This window comes from Halalkalibacter flavus (genome assembly GCF_036663575.1).
GTDB lineage: Bacteria > Bacillota > Bacilli > Bacillales > Bacillaceae_D > Halalkalibacter > Halalkalibacter flavus.
In genome coordinates, this window is record NZ_JAWRVK010000356.1 from 1 (window position 1) to 247 (window position 247).

Sequence of the window (247 nt, forward strand, 5' to 3'; positions counted from 1 at the left end):
TGGCGCTCGAGGATGCCCGCAAGGGGCATCAACGGCCGAAGATCGAGGAGTACGGCGATTCGCTGTTCGCGGTGCTGCATACGGTCGAGCTGGACGACGACGATGAATTCAATGTCGGCGAGCTCAACGTGTTCGTCGGCCCGAACTACGTGCTGTCGATCCGCAACCATACCGAGCACGATTTTCGCGACGTGCGCAAGCGCTGCGAGCGTGAGCCGCATCTGCTCCGGGAAGGTTCGGCATTCGT

Annotated in this window: 1 protein-coding gene; it reads left to right on the top strand. The window is 61.5% G+C overall.

Annotation, left to right across the window (positions count from 1 at the left end; genetic code table 11):
* Positions 1–247, top strand: a 247-nt coding sequence (locus tag SAY88_RS25465; RefSeq protein WP_332635227.1) for a CorA family divalent cation transporter, incomplete at both ends; no start/stop codon positions are given.